The sequence below is a fragment of the Dysgonomonas termitidis genome (assembly GCF_054657735.1).
The window spans coordinates 351,288-371,503 of sequence record NZ_BAAHYD010000001.1 but is presented as its reverse complement, the minus strand read 5'-3'; the positions used below and the strand labels follow the sequence as shown (position 1 = coordinate 371,503).

10 protein-coding genes are annotated in these 20,216 nt (G+C 41.0%); 1 reads left to right on the top strand and 9 read right to left on the bottom strand.

The window, feature by feature from the left end; genetic code table 11:
• Positions 1-24: 24 nt before the first annotated feature.
• The 9 genes from ACYQ3L_RS01505 to ACYQ3L_RS01465 all read right to left on the bottom strand — a co-directional run bounded on the left by ACYQ3L_RS01505 (position 25) and on the right by ACYQ3L_RS01465 (position 15,122).
• Positions 25-1,326 carry a pectinesterase family protein gene (locus ACYQ3L_RS01505; protein WP_379994164.1) on the bottom strand — a complete coding sequence of 434 codons (1,302 nt, stop codon included), beginning with the start codon at positions 1,324-1,326 and terminating at the stop codon, positions 25-27.
• Between the two features lie 5 nt (positions 1,327-1,331).
• On the bottom strand, positions 1,332-2,891 hold the full coding sequence (locus ACYQ3L_RS01500) for a pectate lyase family protein (protein WP_379994163.1): 1,560 nt from the start codon (positions 2,889-2,891) through the stop codon (positions 1,332-1,334).
• Between the two features lie 271 nt (positions 2,892-3,162).
• Positions 3,163-3,378, bottom strand: a complete 216-nt coding sequence (locus tag ACYQ3L_RS01495; protein ID WP_379994162.1) for a hypothetical protein — start codon at positions 3,376-3,378, stop codon at positions 3,163-3,165.
• A gap of 59 nt (positions 3,379-3,437) precedes the next feature.
• On the bottom strand, positions 3,438-4,406 hold the full coding sequence (locus ACYQ3L_RS01490) for an IS110 family RNA-guided transposase (RefSeq protein ID WP_459952254.1): 969 nt from the start codon (positions 4,404-4,406) through the stop codon (positions 3,438-3,440).
• Between the two features lie 208 nt (positions 4,407-4,614).
• The gene (locus ACYQ3L_RS01485) at positions 4,615-6,252 is read right to left on the bottom strand and encodes a DUF5123 domain-containing protein (protein WP_379994044.1); all 1,638 of its coding nucleotides are present in this window, start codon (positions 6,250-6,252) and stop codon (positions 4,615-4,617) included.
• A gap of 392 nt (positions 6,253-6,644) precedes the next feature.
• The gene (locus tag ACYQ3L_RS01480) at positions 6,645-7,721 is read right to left on the bottom strand and encodes an IS110 family RNA-guided transposase (protein WP_380002099.1); all 1,077 of its coding nucleotides are present in this window, start codon (positions 7,719-7,721) and stop codon (positions 6,645-6,647) included.
• 122 nt (positions 7,722-7,843) lie between these two features.
• A complete protein-coding gene (locus tag ACYQ3L_RS01475) occupies positions 7,844-9,907 on the bottom strand; it encodes a RagB/SusD family nutrient uptake outer membrane protein (RefSeq protein WP_379993818.1) in 2,064 nt (687 codons plus the stop codon).
• Positions 9,908-9,917: 10 nt separating this feature from the next.
• Positions 9,918-13,124, bottom strand: a complete 3,207-nt coding sequence (locus ACYQ3L_RS01470; RefSeq protein ID WP_379993817.1) for a SusC/RagA family TonB-linked outer membrane protein — start codon at positions 13,122-13,124, stop codon at positions 9,918-9,920.
• 429 nt (positions 13,125-13,553) lie between these two features.
• On the bottom strand, positions 13,554-15,122 hold the full coding sequence (locus ACYQ3L_RS01465) for a glycoside hydrolase family 43 protein (protein ID WP_379993816.1): 1,569 nt from the start codon (positions 15,120-15,122) through the stop codon (positions 13,554-13,556).
• A 327-nt stretch (positions 15,123-15,449) separates the two neighbouring features.
• Here ACYQ3L_RS01465 and ACYQ3L_RS01460 point away from each other — a divergent pair, with 327 nt between their 5' ends.
• Positions 15,450-19,832: a hybrid sensor histidine kinase/response regulator transcription factor gene (locus ACYQ3L_RS01460; protein ID WP_379993815.1), complete on the top strand. Its 4,383-nt coding sequence runs from the start codon at positions 15,450-15,452 to the stop codon at positions 19,830-19,832.
• Positions 19,833-20,216 lie beyond the last annotated feature (384 nt).

Below are 20,216 nucleotides of genomic sequence, written 5' to 3'. Positions count from 1 at the left end.
TTATTATTTAACCGATGTATTTTATTACTGGGATTTTAATCCTAAGGAACCATGACGATTTATGCCGCATATACTCAGAGCCGTAACTGTTCCGGATAAAACGCAGGATGTTTTTGTTGTAAAACCCACTATATTTTCCCCATCGAAAACAATATATCCGGTTACTTCAGGAATAGCCATCCAGGTAACTTTTCCCTCCTGAAATTTTATATTTTCGGGTGCTGGGAGCCTGTCCATCATTGCACGGGGATTCCATCCGTCATTACCATGGATAATATTTTCATACACATATCCATCAGCTTCCTCCCGGGTAATGGATGCAGGACAAGACCCTTTGGGCGCGTTTTCTCCACGACCTTCATATTCTGTCTTGCGAAGACTCAAGTCCAATACATTACCTTCCTGGTCACGGCTGTCATATTCAGCGAATAAGGCGGGTACAGCTCCCATGTTCGCCCATCCTTCGGGAGCGACAGGAATACGCATTGTCGTATGGATATAAATTGCGCGAGGCGAATTATGCCAGGGACGACCCAACTTTTGTTTGCCATCCGCCGCCGCACTGCTACCATCTATGGTACAGTCGCGAAACACATAGCCATATTTGGCTGTCTTATGGCTGGGGGCAACGATTACCGAGCCACTGCGCACATTATAAAATGTGCAGTTTTCGAGCAGGGCGTCGCCTCCCCCGTAAAAATAATCAACTGCTCCTTCGATCCAGCAGTCTCTCGCATAAATACGGTTTGCATCGTTTTTCATAGAGGTCATCCATGTATCCTGAAAAGACCGGAAAATACAATTGTTAAAAGCGACGCAATCGGCCTGAGTATTCATCGCCAATGCTTGTGGGCCACTTTGGAAATCCACTCCCCAATCGTTGATATACGAAATGTTTTCCGAATAAAAATGGGACCCCTCTATCCTGACGACCGCTCCTTCACATTTATACATTTCAGACGCCGGATTATGTACCGAATACTCCCAGTAGCCACGCTTTTCATTAGGAGTATTATCATCCGGTTTTCCACCGACATTCAATCTATGGTGAATGATCGTTTTATCTTTATCCTGGCCTATCAGGTGAATATTCGGTTTTGTCTTGGGTATGAATACTTGTTCCTTATACGAACCGTTTTTTACAAAAATCAGCCAAGGTGTTGCAGAATTATCAGGCGCCATATCAATCGCTTTCTGAATACTTGTATAATCACCACTTCCGTCTTCCGCTACCACGGCGTGGAATGGGGAAGAATTACCTTGAGCATATCCGTATACGAACATACTGACAAACAAGTATATTACTATGAGTTTTCTCTTAACCATTTCTTTTATTTCAGTGTATTCTGGTTTTGGGTTATATCCTCTACTAAACTATTCATATATATCTCCAGATTTGTATATCCGGCTTTGCTTAATATCGTAGTATTACCATCAGAAGCGTCTTGCGCGTTCAATTTATGGGCAATTTCCCATACATCGGGTATACCGTCTCCGTCTGAATCTCTCAACTCATCCGGGCTTATTCCCCCATTGCTCAATTCTGGCCATGCGCTCATTGCTCCTGCCGGCTTCACATCACTTGGCAAGTCGATCAATCCAGGTCTGTCCTTCGCATCTTTGGCTATGCTTCCAAAATAGGTCGCCGTACCGTTTCGGGTTTCTTCTGCGATACGCGAGTCGATAATATCGCGCTGCTTGGAGCATCCCGCGTATGCTACCACCAGTTTATAAGCTTGCTCTGCCGTATGTGTGGTAATTATACCTGTCTCCAAAGGAATGCTTAACCGTATTTCTTTTTTCACTTGCTCAGTAAAAGTATTGTCACATTGGGCATTATTGATTTGTCCGTAAATTCCTTTTGTCCAGTTGTCTTTTGTCACTTCGGCATTGTTTTCAATAATATTACCATCCACATAAAACCTGCCCCAGACATGTTCCATCGGTTTCCATGCGTTGGGCGTTCCGTCCTCACGGGTACAATACTTCGTAGTACGTACGCCGATAGCGGCAATACGGTAGCTGACCGGACTGTTCTTTGGGGTCGCAGGTCCCGGTTTGTAATAATTATTGACAATATTAACCTTCATTCCCTCACCGCCATAACAGCCGTTCCCGGCCCAATTATAGAAAACGTTGTTTCGCATATCCACATGCTCGCGTTCTTGAGTCGAAGCATGAGGACCAAGACGTGGTACCCGGCTTTCGTGGTGCGCCATCAGATTGTGATGAAACGAAGATTTTGCCCCACCGCAAATCGCCCCATAACCGTGACTCCCTTTTACATGTCCCGCATTACGAAGGCTTTCTGTTATGAAACACCATTGAACGGTCAGGTTTTCGCCGCCATACAAAGAACAAGTCTCATCAATCGACCAGCTGATAGAACAATGGTCGATAATCACATTATTGCTCCTTGAGCCGCCAAATCCATCGTAATCACCTCCACTTTCATTACCGACACGAAAGTGCAAGTAACGGACAATTACATTATCTGCTTTGATTGTTACCGGATATCCGGCTACGCAAACGCCTTGTCCGGGCGCGGTCTGTCCCGCGATTGTCAGATTGCCTTCCTTAACATCCAGACTACCATTCAGGAAAATAGTACCCGCTACATCAAAAACAATGGTACGCACTTCTTTTTGCTGAACGGCGTAACGAAATGTGCCTATATAATTCCCGTCCTCCAGGGTCGTCACATGATATACTTTGCCTCCGCGTCCACCTGTAGCATACCGTCCGAAGCCCTCAGCCCCTGGGAAAGCGGCAAGTTCATCATTGTATGTGCCCGAATCCGGTTCTCTGGTTCCTGATTGGTTATTCACATTGAATTTTCCACAATCACTCAGAAATAACAGCAAAAAAATGCATAAATAGTAAGGTTTCATACGTAAATAAATTATAGTTTATAGTCCCTAAATAGGACTTTTAGTTATTAAATCGTTATTTCAGACAAAACAAGAGATAACACTTATGGTAATAAATGCACGGTTATTGGATATATTAAAAGGGAACAGCCAAGAAAATTAAAATTTCATACACGTGGTTTATTCCACAATCTTTGGTACTTAGCTGTTGAAGTCAGTTTCATTGTCGGCTTATATGTTACCTATTTGGATAACTGGCGCCAGTAAACATCGACCTTTATTGTAATTTGAGCTATCCGGCTTTAGTATCGACCAAATCCACCTGATAGCCCAGTTTTTCCAACTCTTTCTTCAGGTAGGACTTACGTTTGGCTTCCATTTTCTGGTTGATATAGCCGGCTCCAAGTTCATGATAATCCTTTTGTGTACTTAGTATATGGTAGACAGACTTCAGGATCGAATGTCCTATAGCTACCAGGGCTCTTTTCTTGCCCCGTCTTGCTGCCAACCGGTGATACCTTGCACTGTAGAATGTATTCTTCGTCCTTGTCGCCGCCCAGGCAGCTTCTACGATTGCCGCTTTGGCGGATTTGTTGCCGTGGGTGGTTCGTCTGCTTTTTTTTTGCCCGCGCTCTCATTGTTGCCGGGAGATATACCTACCCAGGAGCACAGGTGCTTCTCGCTGGGAAAGACACTCATGTCCAATCCAATCTCGGCAATAAGGTCTTGAGCCGTTTTAAGGTTGAAGCCCGGTATGCCTTTGAGTAGTTCGATGACATTATCATAAGGGCTAAGCACCTGCCTGACTTTATCGTCAATCTCGGATATGATAACCTCTGAGGCGGCAATATCACGCCTTATTAAACCTAACATGTAAACATGATGTTCGGTTATAAATCCATTGCAGGCTTCCAATAGTTCTTCCTTGCTGGCTTTCAGCTTACCGTGATAGACCCGGTCAATATCTTCAGGGCTTATCTGTTTTCCCTCGATCAGTTTATCGATCAACTTGGTAGCGACCACACCGTCTGTTCCGCTCATCACGCTCGACAATTTTATGTTGCAGTCTTCCAGAATCCGGTTTATGCGATTCTTATTGGCGGCAATGCCTTGTATCAGCTTGACCCTGTATCTGGTCAGGTCCCGCAATTCACGCTGTTCACGCGGTGGAATATAACTCGGCTTGAGTAATCCGGCAAGCAGTAACTTGCATATCCAGGTGCTATCCTTCTTATCGGTTTTGTGACCCGGAACATACTTGATATGACGGGCGTTGACAATCCAGACCTTCATTCCGGTCGGTTCCAGTATATGATATACCGGCTTCCAGTAAACTCCGGTACTCTCCATGGCAACATGGGTGATACCCAATTCCAATAACCATTCTCTTAATTCTGTCAAAGAACTCGTGAAAGTAGAGAACTCACGCGTGGTTTTCTTTATACCTTCGCCAGACACGGTGGCAACTACTACTTTCTGGTGTACGTCTATGCCGCATCCCCTGGATACGACCTGGGTGAATGTAATCTGTTCCATAGCCTTACTGATTAATGGGTTATATCCAAAGGTAAGGGCCTTTGCGAACTTTTACATGCTCTTTGGCGGCTTTTACGTCATGGGGGTTTCATTGTTCAAGAATAATTTTTTATTACAGTAAAACCATTTGGACAAAAAGGCTGTCTTCGATTTTGAGGACAGCCTTCTTTTCCTAAGGCAAATACTCAATGATAATTAATAACTAATATCACCACCAACGCGGGTCTCCAGCTTTTCCCCTACCGTTAAACGAAACGCCTTCTTTAAAATGGAAATCACCGTTCTGGGGATCTACAAACAAATCTTCGGATGTCAATTCCAATGATACCGCATTTGTGAATGGATTTGTATTTATAACAAGATCGGATGTTATGTAACAACTAGGATATTCGAGATACGCGGAATAATCATTCCTGCCGGCATTAATCTTGGAATTACCGTTATTTCCGGTAAAAATAGAATTGGTCACGGTTACGCTTCCCGGTTGCCTGTCAAAACGGAAGACTTCGGCGCTTTTGGATATGAAATTGCAAAGTGTCGATTTGTCGATTATCAGGTTCACTACTCCACCTTGTAATTGCATCAAGCGGTCGGATCCAAAGTCCATTACCGTACTGTTTTTTATAGAAAGTTCCCCAAGTTTGACAATATTCTTTCCCATATTAATGAATCCATAACCGCTTACTCCTACGTTTTTGATAATACAATCACTAATCCGGACATAGTCGACATTCAGCCCCTCATGGTTGAGACGGACAAGGCTTCTTCCAATATTCCGTATAGTACAACCTTCAAAGGAAACTCCTTTGAAACAGTTGGTATTACCTATATCGAATACATAATTCGAGCTGTTCAACCGGGCATTCAAGTCGACACCCTGGAATATTATGGCTGTCATAGGAGCAGACATCGTTATATTGTTAAGGTAGAGTTCGGGTTGTATACCGTCCGTTGCTGCATCACCGACCATATACAGCAGGTCAATTCCCTCCGGAACAATAATCTTGTCGATTTCATAAACTTGGTTACCATCGAAAACAAGGGTTACAGTCCTGTCTCCATTTGTTACACAGTCAATTAAAATAGCATCGATATTGGAAGCATCACCTGCCTGAAGCCTGATAGTACGGCCATTATTGATACCCAAAGTCCGGAATGACCATGTTCCGCGCTTGGCATCATCGTTATAAATTACAGCCATATAACCTGTGCCACTGGCCAGACCTGTAATAGTTGCCCGTCCGGCTAGCTTATCTTCGCTTGTTAATTGCAGGGTCTGTTGTACAGGCTCTTGCCCTTCTCCTACATTTTCCCAATACAGGATATGTGTAACTTCGGCGTCAGGCATCCAGAAAAGAGTAGCCTTATTAGTAGCGGAATTCGAACTTTTGAATATCTGTTCGTCGGGCGTTTCGAAATAGGCCTGCATATAACCGGATTCCAAATTGTGATTTTCATCTACGGCTTTTACCCGTACCGAATAAGGAGTTGTACCTTTCAGACCACCGAACGGCATTGAGAATTCAATTGCTGCCGGAGATTTTTTCGAATCTAAATTTGAAAACAAAGTATACAAGGAATCGGTGGTAATATCAACAATCTTGGTAATATTTGTAAATAACAAACTGTCTCCTTCACTGAATTCAAATACATACTTTGTGGCATTTACGACACCTGAAAACTTCAACTGCACGGATGTAGGCAACATATTCTCAACTTCAAAGGTAGCAGGACGGAAAAGCCTGTCGTACCGTTCATCATAACCCCAATCATTCACATCTTCCTCGCACGATATGAGGGCGAACGATAGAAAACTTAATAATAGAATATAATAAGGTATTTTCATAATTGTTCTTTCCAGTTAAAATCCAAACAAATTGGATGATTATTTTTAATTAATTTCAGTTTTATATCTTTATGTCAGGATGTTAAGAGGAAACAGGCACTGCTGGGGAGCAACCTGTCAGCAATAAACATCCTGACGGTACGCGGTAACGCTACTTGGGAGGCCGGTTTTCTGCCTCTCTTTTTAAGTTACCGATACTGTCCGTATGGCTTAAAAAACCCGATATTAAATCCTTCGGTAAACAGACTTTCCACAGCGGTCAGTCTCTGCCGCAAGTTCCTGCATTAGTTCACAAAGGCGAGAGGAGCAAACTTTTTTAAGCGGACTTCAAAGCCGCAACAATTATGTAGTATTCTCTCTCGGAAAATCCGTCTACCGGAAGGAAGTTCTCTCTATGACACAATACCATTGATATATTCTGTTTTGTGTTTCAGTACGAAGAATAATCTGTTAACCAGTTTACGCGCCACCTTTACGATGGCTTTGCTTGGAGCCATCCTTTTGCAGTTATGCGTGTAGATCAGGTTCATTGCAGGATCTTGCCGGATTGCCACCCACGCGGCCTCAATCAGATTACAGCGCATAGCAGCGTGCTTGCGCACGGTAATATCTCCTGTCCCATCTTTTTCTCCGCTTGAATGACACATGGGGATCATACCGATATAAGCCGCCAGTTGTTCGGCATTCCTGAAACGGGATATGTCGCATATCTCCGACAGGAACACCATACCCGTGGCCTGACCGATACCCGGAACTGTCATGATTAACCGTAGCGGTTCGCGGAACTGTTCCGTCCTGGCCAGAGCCCGCAAGGCCCGCGTCATCTCCAGCTTCTGCCTGCGCAATTCCTCCAGATGCCTGATCCGGATGTCAAGCGACTGACGGCCGACAGATGTGAGTGTCTGTACCTCCTTCAGCCAGACGATGAAGCGCTTCGACCAATTAGAGTACGGCTCCAGATACTCTACGGGAATCTCTATCCCCAGATAGCGTAACTGTGACTTGATGCGGTTCTTCTGCCGGGTCATGTCTTTCGTTATCGAGTTTTTCAATCTTATCAAAGAACGCATCTCCAATGACACACTGTCCGGCGTGTAGATGCCTTTCAGCTCTTTAGCCCGCAGGCTTCGCGCCAGTTTTCCACTGTCTATGGAATCGGTCTTACGCAGCTTTTCACTGCTTTTGGTCGGAACATCGGCCGGATTTACAACAATATTATCAATTCCTAACCCTGTCAATCTTTCATGTATCCAAAAACCACAGAATCCCGCTTCGTATACCGAGTGATAATCCGCTCCCGGATAATTCGTGACCAGAAACTTATACAACGCTTCCGGTTCTGGTATTTGGCTAAACTTCTTCATTACAGAGGTTTCCGACAAAACTGTTACCGACCAACTCTTCAAATGAACATCTATCCCTACATAGATATTTTGTCCTTTGAAATCTAATTCCTTTCTTTGTCTCATAAGCTATATTCTTTGAGGTTAATAAGTAAGTAATCTCTATTACTAAAATTAACCAAAAACATATAGCTTATTTTTTCTACTCAGCCATCGCTTCCGATTTTAAACATAGGAACTTATTATTTTTATTCGTAATCGAAACCGTAAGAATTGGACAGGTAGCCGTTAGATTCGTATATATCTTCATAATAGATAGCATACAGGTGACGATAATTACAGGTTTTGTTACCTGTATTGTAATTGGCATAAGCTTCGCTGATCTTAGCACCGTATTTCAGCTTGGAGAAAAGAGTGCTATAATTATAAGAGGATCTTAATCCTGAAGCGCAAATCAATACTTTTACCGAGTTATTTACCAAGGTTGTTTCACTACCTTCCGTTAAATTCCAATAGTTAGCAGGAAACCATTTTACAGTAGTATAAAGGCTCTCATTCGGATTGGCTGCTAAATTTCTGTAAAAGTTCACGCTGGAGAGGTCTATAAATTCATTATTACTGTCATACCTGAAATAAAGATTTTGAGGGAAATCCGACGGTTGGTATACCTTGTCAAATATCTTAACAGGGTGCCCCCCGTCCATTAACAACAGCATGGCTTCCTTCATTTCTTCAATCTTTTGATCGAGCAATCCCCAGCGAACCAAATCCAATTTACGGATGCCTTCCCCTCCAAATTCCCAAGCACGCTCGTTCACTATAGCCTGGAAGAAATCCGGATTGATATTTGCTGCACTGGCAGAACCGGTACCAAAAGCCCTTTCGCGAACTTTAACCAGTGCCTGGCGGGCGCTCATTCCAGCTACAGGATTAACTGACTCCGGATCCGACAACGCGTTACGGGCTTCGGCAAACATCAGGTAAACATCCGGATAACGCATAATAATCCAGTTGATACCCGTCGGTACACGCGCTGTAGCCGTCAAGGCGATAGACTTGTAAGCATTGCTTGTCCAAAAAAAGTCCCATTTACCCAGCCGGACGGACATGATATCATTCTTCATCGATTCCATGTTGACGTTATTCGTTTTTCCGTAGTTAGGCCAGTAACAGGCATAATCGCGACGTAAATCGTCAGGATTAAAAGAATAAAAATAATACGCATTGGTACTCACATAAGTACCGCCAAAACCGCGTGATCCATAGCCGAGACCTCCGTCTATGCCGCGTCCCATCAGCGTGCCTATATCACCGCTATATCCTACGCCGTTGGCTACTTCGAATAGATTTTCGTTGGAAGAGTTATATCCTAGGCCGCAAACAGTTTTCCATATATTACCATAATCAGGGTCTAACCGATGTGGATTTTCGGCACTTCCTATCATTTCGGCGCACTGTTGCTCAGCAATTTCATAAAAGTCCCGCCAATTTTTAGGGCGTCCTATATAATAACCATTCACTTCGGCCATACCCGGATTATTTTCGGTATTAGGATAATGTTCCACATTAGCATCGGAAAAATTGTTACCGTCACGAAGCGACCAACCTCCGGCGAAAAGGGCAATACGCGCCAATAAGCCTTTGGCGAAACCTTTTGTAACACGTTCACAATTGAAATCCGCGTTTTCTCCAAGCCATGGTAAATATTCGATAGCTTCCTGCATGTTTTTAATAATAGCAGTATAAACACTGTCTCTGTCACTTTTACCCAGATATACATTCGAAAGGTCGGAACTCGACATACCATCCTTATATGGGATGTCTCCCCAACGGCGTACCAGTTCAAAATAACCTAACGAACGCAATACCAGAGCTTCACCCAGATAAGGCTTCATTTTATCAGGATTACTTTTTAGCATTTCCGAATTACGGATACCATCTACAGCGGCACTTGCCAATTCTGTCAACTTAAATATCTCATTCCAACGCACGGTTTGGTTGTACCAGTCGCACCAATAATTGGCTGCACCCGTATCACTCGTTTTATCAGTATTTGTCTGGGACGGATAACCACTTGCCAGTTCTATATCGGAAACGCCTTGCCAGTTCACAGACATTTTTTGTCCGTAAACCAAAGTAGTAGACAGTTGCGAATATACACCCATAATGGCGGACCGCACCATTCCTTCGTTCTCAAAGACATTCTGGCTGCTTTGTATCGATGGTGATTTTGTGTCCAGAAAATCATCCGTACAGGCATTTAACAGGAATGTACTTAATATCAATAAATATATTAATCTGTTCTTTTTCATAATTTAATTTCTAAAATGTTACATTAATTCCGAAAATACATGTACGTGATTTGGGATAGGCAGAATAGTCTATACCGGGAGAAAGATTGCTACCAGATGTACTGACCTCAGGATCTTGTCCGCTATATGAAGTCAGGCAAAATACATTATTTACCGTACCATACAGGCGTAAATTCTCAACAGCGAATCTCCGGGTAATTTTTTTCGGCAAAGTATAACCGAACGTCAGGTTACCGAGACGCAGGAATGAACCGTCTTCGACTGCCCAGTCAGTCATCACGGTCGCATTTGTCATCGGATGCCAGTAACTTGCATTCGTGTTCAACTGTTGCAGTAATCCAGGATTAGCGTAATCTCCGGAGTAAATGTTACGTCCTGTTGCAGGGTCAATAAACGTGAACCGGTTTGCCAGATTCATTTCGGTTGTCATGTTCTGATAGCGTTTCGACCCTGCATAACTATTGTAGTCAACCTTGCTTGCATTCAATATATCATTTCCATACGACCAGTTGAACATGGCAACCAGGTCAAAGCCTTTCCACCCTGCTGTGAAGCTGAATCCTCCGGTATGTTTCGGCTGTGCGCGGCCTACAATCTTCCGGTCGTTATCGGCATCGATTTTCCCGTCGCCATTCAGGTCTTTCAATTTCATATGTCCCGGTCCGTAATAATTACCGGCTCTGGTCAATACTCCCTGGCAATCGACAACACCTTCCTTTATAACCCATTTTCTACCCACTTCGTCAAAAGTAAAGTCATCGAAAGAATACATGCCGTCGGATACATATCCATACATCAGGCCAACTTCTTCCCCGACTACAACCCGGTAATTGTCACGTCCGATTTCCAGAGCATTGGTACCGCTTATGATCATCTGATCTTTTTCTTTCCCGTATAAGGCATCTACCCTGTTTTTATTAAAGGAGATATTGAAGTTCATATCCAGAAAGAAATCCTTCTGGCTGATTAAAGTCCCGTTCAAAGTAATCTCAAGTCCTTTATTCGTTGTTTGTCCCAGATTCTGGTATTGAGTTTCATAACCCGAGTTAGACGGTAAATCCACCTGCATAATCAGGTCTTTAGTAACATCTTTATAATAATCGACTGTCAGGCCGATACGATTATCCAAGAATCCGAAGTCAAGCCCCAGGTTTGTAGAGTATTTCGTTTCCCAGGATAGGTTTTCGTTGCGCAATTCTTTACCCGGTTGCAGGGAACTTTGTCCAACCTCATTTACATAATACAGGTTTTTGGTGTTTGTTACCGCATTGTAGGTCTGGCGCCAGTATGAACCAACCCGGGCATTACCGGCCAAACCATAACTGGCACGTATCTTCATATTTGGCATCCAGTTTTGCGTTACTTGCATAAAATCTTCTTCTGATACACGCCATGCTATCGATCCGGCAGGGAACACGCCCCATTTGTTTCCGGGTGCAAATACGTTCGTGCCATCGGCACGTAGTGTAAATGTAGCGTAATAGCGGTCGTTGTAGATGTAATTGGCACGTCCGAAGTACGACTTCGTACGGCTTGGTTCTTCAATGGTCGTATAGGTAGGTTCCGCTTTCCCATTGTTCCACATAGCCAAAATATTTTCAGCTGTGTAGTCGTGAGGGAAATAATCTGAATTGATCACCATCCTGTTTTTTACTGAATGATTATACTCTATTGCCGCCATCGCATCAAAATAATGCTCTTTTATTTTGTTGTTGTAACTTAATATACCGCGGGCAGTCCAATTATTACCATCCCAATATGTACGGTAAGCAACCGGTTGCCCGGCTTTTTGATTGGCTTCACCCGTATTCTTTAAATAGATCTGGTCGGTACGGTCGTTTAAGAAGCCATAAATACCTTCCGCACGAAGGGATAAGCCCTTAAGTATATTCCATGTTAATGCCGCATTATATGAATTGCTGAATTTGATTTGTTTTTTATACTCATTTACCACATTGAAATATGGGTCGTTCAGGTTGCTTATATTCTCCGAATTATAACCGTTTTCAGCGTCATCCAATGATATACTGGTCTGCGTATTTACCGGAGCGAATTTTACTGCGTCCCGCAATTTACCTCCCGAAGATACGCTGGCTCCGTCGATAACCCTTCTTGACATCTTGGGATTAAACTCAAGCCTCAAATATTTGCCGAAAGTTTTGTCTATTTTTATATTGAGATTATCGCGCTTGTATTCTGATGTTTTCATGATATAACTCTCATCATCACGCGTATAGCTAATACTGTATGACAGCGACTGGTCTCCTCCACTTATACTTAAATTGTAATTTTGTTTTACACCGGTTTCCCCATACAATTTTTTTTGCCAGTTGGTTCCTTGTCTCGATTTGTAAATGTCTATATCTTCCCAACGTCCGTAATACTTGAAGAAATTGGCGTTATCGGCCAAGTCCAATTCCCTTTGCAAATAAACGTATTCATAAGGGGAAAGTACAGGGGTTTCATTATACATATCACTAAAGCCGACAGAAGCGTTCATCCGCACAGTTGTTTTCCCTGCCCTACCGCTCTTGGTTGTAATAAGTATAACTCCGTTAGCCCCTTTAGCTCCATAGATAGCTGTAGAAGATGCATCTTTCAGCACATGCATGCTTTCGATATCCCCGGGCGGAACATCATCGATATTACTTACCTGAAATCCGTCGACAATAAATAACGGAGAATTATCCTGCGAAATGGAACCGCCTCCACGTACACGAACATTGATAGCAGCATCGGGCGAACCCTCTGTCGTAATAACACTCACACCCGCCAAACGTCCGGTAATAGCACTTGCCGCGGATGTAACAGGAATATTCTTCAACACGTTTTCTCCGACTGAAGAGACAGCTCCCGTCAAATCTTTTTTCCTTACCGCCCCGTAACCGATAACCACCACCTCATCTAATTGGGCGTTATCTTCCTCCATTACGATATCAACGATAGGGCCAGAGATCGCAACTTCTTTCTCTTTCATCCCTATGTACTTTGCTATAAGAGCATTGCTACCGGAAGGTACACTAATAGAGTACTTACCGTTCATGTCAGTTATCGTACCGGTTGTTGCTCCTTTGGCAATAATTGAAACTCCGATGAGAGTTTCTCCTTTACTGTCTGTAACAGTACCTGTTACTGCCCTCTGTTGTGCATAAACATTAACACTCAAGAAGAACAAAGCAACAATACACAGACTAATTAGTTTGTTCGATTTTTGCATAATTCATAGTTTAGAGATTCTTTTTACACAAATAATAAATATTTATCATGCAATATTAGATTTTAATAATTTTAGCAAAGGGTAAAATTTGGCTTTTCAGTAGGGTTAAATTGGATTTTTCAAATCTCCTCAATAAGTAAATACATTGATTATAAATATATTATATATCATATCTGTTTTTTAACATTAAACTTAATGAACTGAGGGTAGTAAATAATTGAAATCGCACTTTATACTTAAATGAGCACCCATGCTAAATTAGTTTATGCTATTAAATCCCCAAAAGTCTGATAAACAGGAGAACTGCTAAACAATAATAATATATACTAATTAAAATGACGTACTTATTAAATATAAAAAAGTGTGGATATTGACCAATTATCCACACCTGACTAACTTAACTCAAAAATATAAAATTACCATGCAAAATCATTTACTTATTCTGAGCCAGTCTATATCGACTCTGCCGCCGTCGTTACCTTTGAGGGGACGGGAACAAAAAGTACCGATCTTGGCGCCGATCCACCTGCCTTCTTTTGCCATGAATCTGTTTCCCAACGGGGTATATTTCTTATCGTCCGTACTATAACTGAAACTACAGCTTGCATCAGGATTTACTTTAACCCTTAGATATACTGTCGCATCTTTTAGTGGTACGGAAGCGTTTATTTTTTCCATCCCTCCTTTGTCGGCTTTCTGGCATTCCACTTGCGATAAGGTAAAACCGGTTTCAGTATTCTCGAACGATAACAAAGCATAATCCAATCCCATTACTATTAATCCGGTACGCTCACCCGTAAATCTCAGGTCCGGTTTCAGCGCCAGTTTTATTGTTGCGGTAAAATTAGGTGCGGGAATCTTTTGTAACAGCAGATTGGGTACATCCCACAAGCTTTGGTAATTATCAGGGTTGGGTACCGAATAGAGGCTCAGGTATCCTTTCTCCTGATTAGTGAAATACCACCACGATTCAGGATTGGCATGCCATTGCCACTGCAATCCCAGACTGTTGGTATTGAATTCATCACTTTCGGCAGGGGTGGCTATAGGATAAGTTTTACCCACATTCGGTTTTTTATCTGTCAAAACAGGATTTCCACATCCGTCACCGTCTTTATCTTCACCGATAACAGGCCAATCGTTCTTCCAAACCATCGGCTGAAGGTGGGTAATACGTCCGAATGCTCCTACATCCTGAAAATGCAGGAACCAGTCTTCACCTGTAGGAATATCTACCCATGCTCCCTGATGAGGGCCGTTAACCTCTGTCTTGCCTTGGTCCATCACTACTTTACGCTCATAGGGGCCGAATATATCTTTCGAACGCATAGCCAGTTGCCAACCTGTGGCAACACCTCCCGCGGGAGCAAAAATATAATAATAGCCGTTCCTTTTATAAAACTTAGGCCCCTCAATGGTAGGGTCAATATCGTGCCCGTCATATATTATTTTAGATTCACCCTCAGCTTTCTTCCCATCGGGTGTAAGGCGTGTAACAGCCAACAGGCTTTTAATTCCCGCACGGCTTCCGGCATACCCGTGTGTCAGATATACATCGCCATTATCATCGAAAAGCGGGCAGGCATCAATCAGTCCCTTACCTTCTTTGACCAGTACAAGAGGTTCCCATTCCCTGCAGGGATCTTTGGTTTTTGTCATGAAGATTCCTAAATCGGGGTCTCCGTAATAGATATAGAATTCTCCTTTATGGTAACGGATAGAGGGAGCCCATACATTGCCTCCATGATTTACACCATCTCCGAAGATAGCGTTTTCGGGCATTCTGCCGATGGCATGTCCGACAATAGTCCAGTTTACCAGATCTTTCGAATGCAGGATAGGCAGTCCCGGGATACAGTTGAAACTGGAAGCTGTCATATAGAAATCGTCACCCACACGGCAGACATCCGGATCGGAATAATCGGCATACAAAACAGGATTCTTATACTCGCCATTCCCTAAATCTGAAACCCAAGCTTTAGAGACTTCGTTTACCATATTTTGAGAGCACAAGCTAAATGACAATATACAAAATATACTCAATAAGATTCTCTTTTTTTTCATAGTTTTTAATGGTTATTTAATAATGATTATCTTGTTACAATAATAAAACAATATTTCCGGTTTCATATCGAATATTTGGCATTTTGTAGGTGTTAAATTGGAACCGATAAAACAATACACGACTCACAAGATGCTGATTGCTATCGTAAAACAAAAATAACCATACAAAATATTAAACATAAATTCTTCTTAATGAACTATGATTATTGTTATAACAAAGTTATATTTGCTATAGCATTTGGGTTTAACTTGACTTATATCATGAATTATCACATTATCGCCTTATTAGTCCTGTCTCTTCCGTTATATAACTCTGTTTCAGGACAACCAAAATGTCATATAGAGCATTATGGATTATTGGAAGGTTTGCCTCAACGTTCCGTGATGAGCATCATACAGGATAAGAAAGGATTTATGTGGTTTGCGACATGGGATGGGCTATGCAAATTTGACGGATATAATTTCACCACTTACAAATCTTCTCGGGAAGATAGTATCTTTATGAGGAGTAATCGCATTGATAAAATTGTCGAAGCTCTTTCCGGTTATATTTGGGTACATACTTATAACAAAGAAATTTATTGCTTTGATCCGCATAAGGAGAAATATATAGCATCATTCAATATCAAAGATGAGCCATTTTCCGCATCTGAAATATTAATAATGCCATCAGGCAGAGTATGGCTAACCTCGGAAGATATGGGGGCAATCTGTGTACTTGACATAACCAATACTTATAAAATATATTCTATTGCAAATCAAAGCCTGCCAAGTAACAATGTAAGAGCCATATATGAAGATAGCGACAATTGTTCCTGGGTACTAACAGATCAGGGGATAGTCAGATTCAAGGAACCGGAGAAAGAAGACGCGGCATATAAAACTTTCTACTCTTCCGACAAAGAACACGGCGGAAGAATGTCGTTTTTTTCAGCGTACGAAACGGATAATGAAGTATGGTTTGGAGCCGACAAAGGACGTATCGTGTGTTACAACAAAAAAAGTAAAAAGTTTGATATATTCAATACAAACGTCAAATCCGATATCATTTCCATTAAAAATATTTATGATAACCTGCTGATAATACTAAGTTCAGAAGATGGTTTTTTCATTTGTGACAAAAACAAAACAACACTCAACAAGTTTGATAAATCAACATCGGCAGAATTGCCCTCCAATAATATGAAATCTTGCTTCATTGACAGCAATAATAATATATGGATCGAAACGGATTCTCCCGGAATTGCAAGGTTCAATATAATAACCAGCCGATTGAGATACTATGTTCCTGCTGTATCAGTAATAGGCGATTATTTATTTCCTCCCCGCTTTGTTATGGAAGAAGATAAAAGCGGACGTATATGGGTACATCCCAGAGGTGGAGGTCTTTCTTATTATGATAAAACCGTTGACAAATTATTACCTTTTTATAATGCCCCCTTATCTCCCGAATGGAAGTTTTCGCATATGCTTCACGATCTGTGCATAGACCGGCAGGGTAATATGTGGATAAGCACCCGTACCGATGGGGTGGAAAAGATAAGTTTCGACAGTGAAATATTCAGAAAGTCGGATTTTACAGAGAAACCCAACTCATTAAATTACGAGATAAGAGCTCTTTTTGAAGATAAAAACAATAATATCTGGCTGGGAAGTAAGGAAAACATGATACTTGTATATGATTCGAAAAAGAAATTCAAAGGGTATTTAACCACTGATGGAAATATTTCGAAAACAGCTACCCCGTTAAAGGTTATGGCATATACATTTACCCAAGATATCAAAGGTAATATCTGGATTGGAACCAAAGGAAACGGATTATATTTTCTCGAAAAAAGGAAGGACAAAGATAATTCATACCATATCAAGAATTACAAGAATAATCCTTCTGATATTTACAGCCTAAGTAACAATAATGTTTATTCCGTACATGAAGACGATAAAGGATATATCTGGGTTGGAACTTACGGTGGTGGAATCAATCTTTTCGATAAGAATAGCGGACAGTTTATCAACAGTCACAATCTTTTGAAGAACTACCCGATGAATACAGGTTATCAGGTACGGGCAATCAATAGCTTGAGTAATATTTTTTATGTGGGTACAACATTAGGGCTAGTCGTTTTCTCTGTCAACTATGAAAGACCGGAATCCATGAATTACAAAGTTTATGCAAAAACATACAAAGAAAAAAACGGATTGAGGGCCAATGATATTTTCAAGATATATATTACCCAAGACAAAAAAGTATACATCCCCACTCAAGGAGGAGGATTAAGCCTCGTTAGTGAATCTGATACGAAAGGATTTCCGTCTCAATTCAAGACGTATGATACAAGTAACGGACTTCCTTTCGATATTGTATTATCCGTAATAGAAGACAAACATAATAGACTCTGGATCGTTGGAGAAGGTAATCTTTCAAGATTTGATCCTCAACAAGGACAGGTCGAACAATTCAGGGATGTTGCCAGAATCATTGAGAATCATTTTTTTTCTGAAGCTTCGCCGTTGTTCATAAAAAAAGGAGAAATCATTTTAGGTTACACTAAAGGTACGTTGTCATTTGATCCCGAAAATATAAGAAAAGACGAATATAAACCCTATATTGCTTTCACCAAATTCAAAGTGTCAGGGAAAGATTATACACTGAATGCGGAATTAGACGATATACAGAAAATAGCCTTAAGTCACAGGGAAAATACATTCAGCCTTGAATATGCAGCTTTAGATTTCGCCAATCCACCCAGTATTTCATATACATATAAAATGGAAGGGTTGGAAAATGAATGGATATATAATCAAAACCAACGTTTGGTCAATTATACGAATGTTCCCCCCGGAGAATATACTTTCAGGGTAAAATCAACAAACAGCAACGGGGAATGGACCGACAATGAACGTATACTCAAAATTGTTATTAGACCCTCTTTCTGGCAAACACAATGGATGTATCTATTATATATCATTTTATCTATTATTGTGATCTTCGTAATATTCCGCAGCCTGTTCGTATTCTACAGGATGAGAGACAAAGTAAAACTGGAACAGGAGCAAACTGAAATGAAAACCCGTTTCTACACGGACATATCACACGAAATACGTACTCCGCTTACACTGATAGTCTCACCGATAGAAGATATTATCGAGAATAATAAAGTATTGCCGGATGCCGAGCCTCAACTTCAATTGGTACTTAAAAATGCAAACAGGATGCTGAACATGGTAAATCAAATACTAGACTTTAGAAAAATCCAAAAGCAAAAATTACAAATAAAAGAGGTCGCTTTTGGCGAATATATTTCCGATTTATGCAGTAATTTCAGAAAGACGGCAGAAAGTAAAGGCATTTCACTGGTTGTCAACAATCAGATCGGATCAGAAAAAATATGGGTCGATACGGACAGTATCGAGAAACTTGTTTATAATCTGGTGTCTAACGCCATCAAATATACGGCAGTCGAAAAAAAAATAGAAGTCAGTATTTTCCAAAAAGATAAAATGTTTGCTTTTCAGGTCAAAGATGAAGGTAAGGGTATGACCAAGGAGATACAAAATAAATTATTTACACGTTTTACCTCTTTCAATACGGACAAAAGTAAACCCAGCACAGGCATAGGCCTTTCCATAGTTAAGGAAGTCGCGGATAAGCATCATGCAAGAATAATTGTTGAAAGTGATGTTGACAAAGGATCCACGTTTACTGTTTTGTTCCAACCGGGTTTAAATCAATTCTTAAATGATGAAAATATTGAAATAATCAACTCACACATAGGCAATACCAGACAAGACAAACTCGTTGCTTTTGCATTGGACGAAGCAGGGAATCCATCCAACCGTGAATCTATAAAAGAAGAAAACCTGTTATCTATATTGATCGTAGAAGATGATGCTGACTTAAGAAGTTTTATTAAATCTATCTTGTCTCCATACTACATCCTGTATGAAGCGGAAAATGGAAGGGAGGGATATGAACTAACGGTAAAATATATGCCTGACTTCATATTAAGCGATATTATGATGCCGGAAATGGACGGGATAGAGTTTCTGCAAAAAATACGTAACAGCAAAGAAACCAGTCATATTCCTTTTATATTACTTACAGCAAAGACAAGCCTGGATGATAAATTGGAAGGAACGGCACAAGGTGCTGACGATTATATCACAAAACCGTTCAATGTAAAGCTATTAAAGTCCAAAATCGAGAATATTATTAAACAAAGAAAACGATTATCCGATTACCTGACCCAAAATACTCCAGAAAACGATTTATGTAAAGACGAAAACGAAGAAATAAAATCATGGATTACTCCTCGGGACGAACAATTCTTAAAAGATATTACCACCGTGATAGATAAGAATATCGATAACAGTGAACTAACCATAGACGATTTGGTTTCCGAAACCAATTTAAGCCGAAAAGTTTTCTATAATAAGGTAAAAGGCCTGACTGGATTGGCTCCGGTGGAGTTCATACGGGAAATCAGAATAAAAAGAGCTGCTTTATTGTTAAAGACAGGGGAATATATGATAAAAGAAGTCGCTTATATGGTTGGCTTTTCCGATATCAAATATTTTTCCAAATGTTTCAAACATATTTATGGAATGACTCCAAGTCAATATGGCGAAATCCAAAATCAATAATTATGACTTGAGCATATAATAATAGTCAGGTGTGTGGTACAAGGCAGTTAAAAACAGCAAGCAACATTATGAGTAGTCCTCCACAAAGGAAGTATAATGATAATCGGTTTGAGCGAATTTGGAATAAAACATACTACAATATTTTGGTGTTCAGCTAATCCCGTTTTTTTCGACATTGTAAGTTTTTGTTCATCTGGGTTCGTCGCTATATAATGATGTTTATATATGACATTCGGGCTATTGCCCGCATATCCGGCAACCTAGATAGGATGGAAACCATCATCCATAGGTTTGTTGTCCACATCTAGAATAGTGTATACATTATATAGATAACTGTAACCCTAGCTCCAGAAATGGATATCATCTAATTTTCCCTGTGCTGAT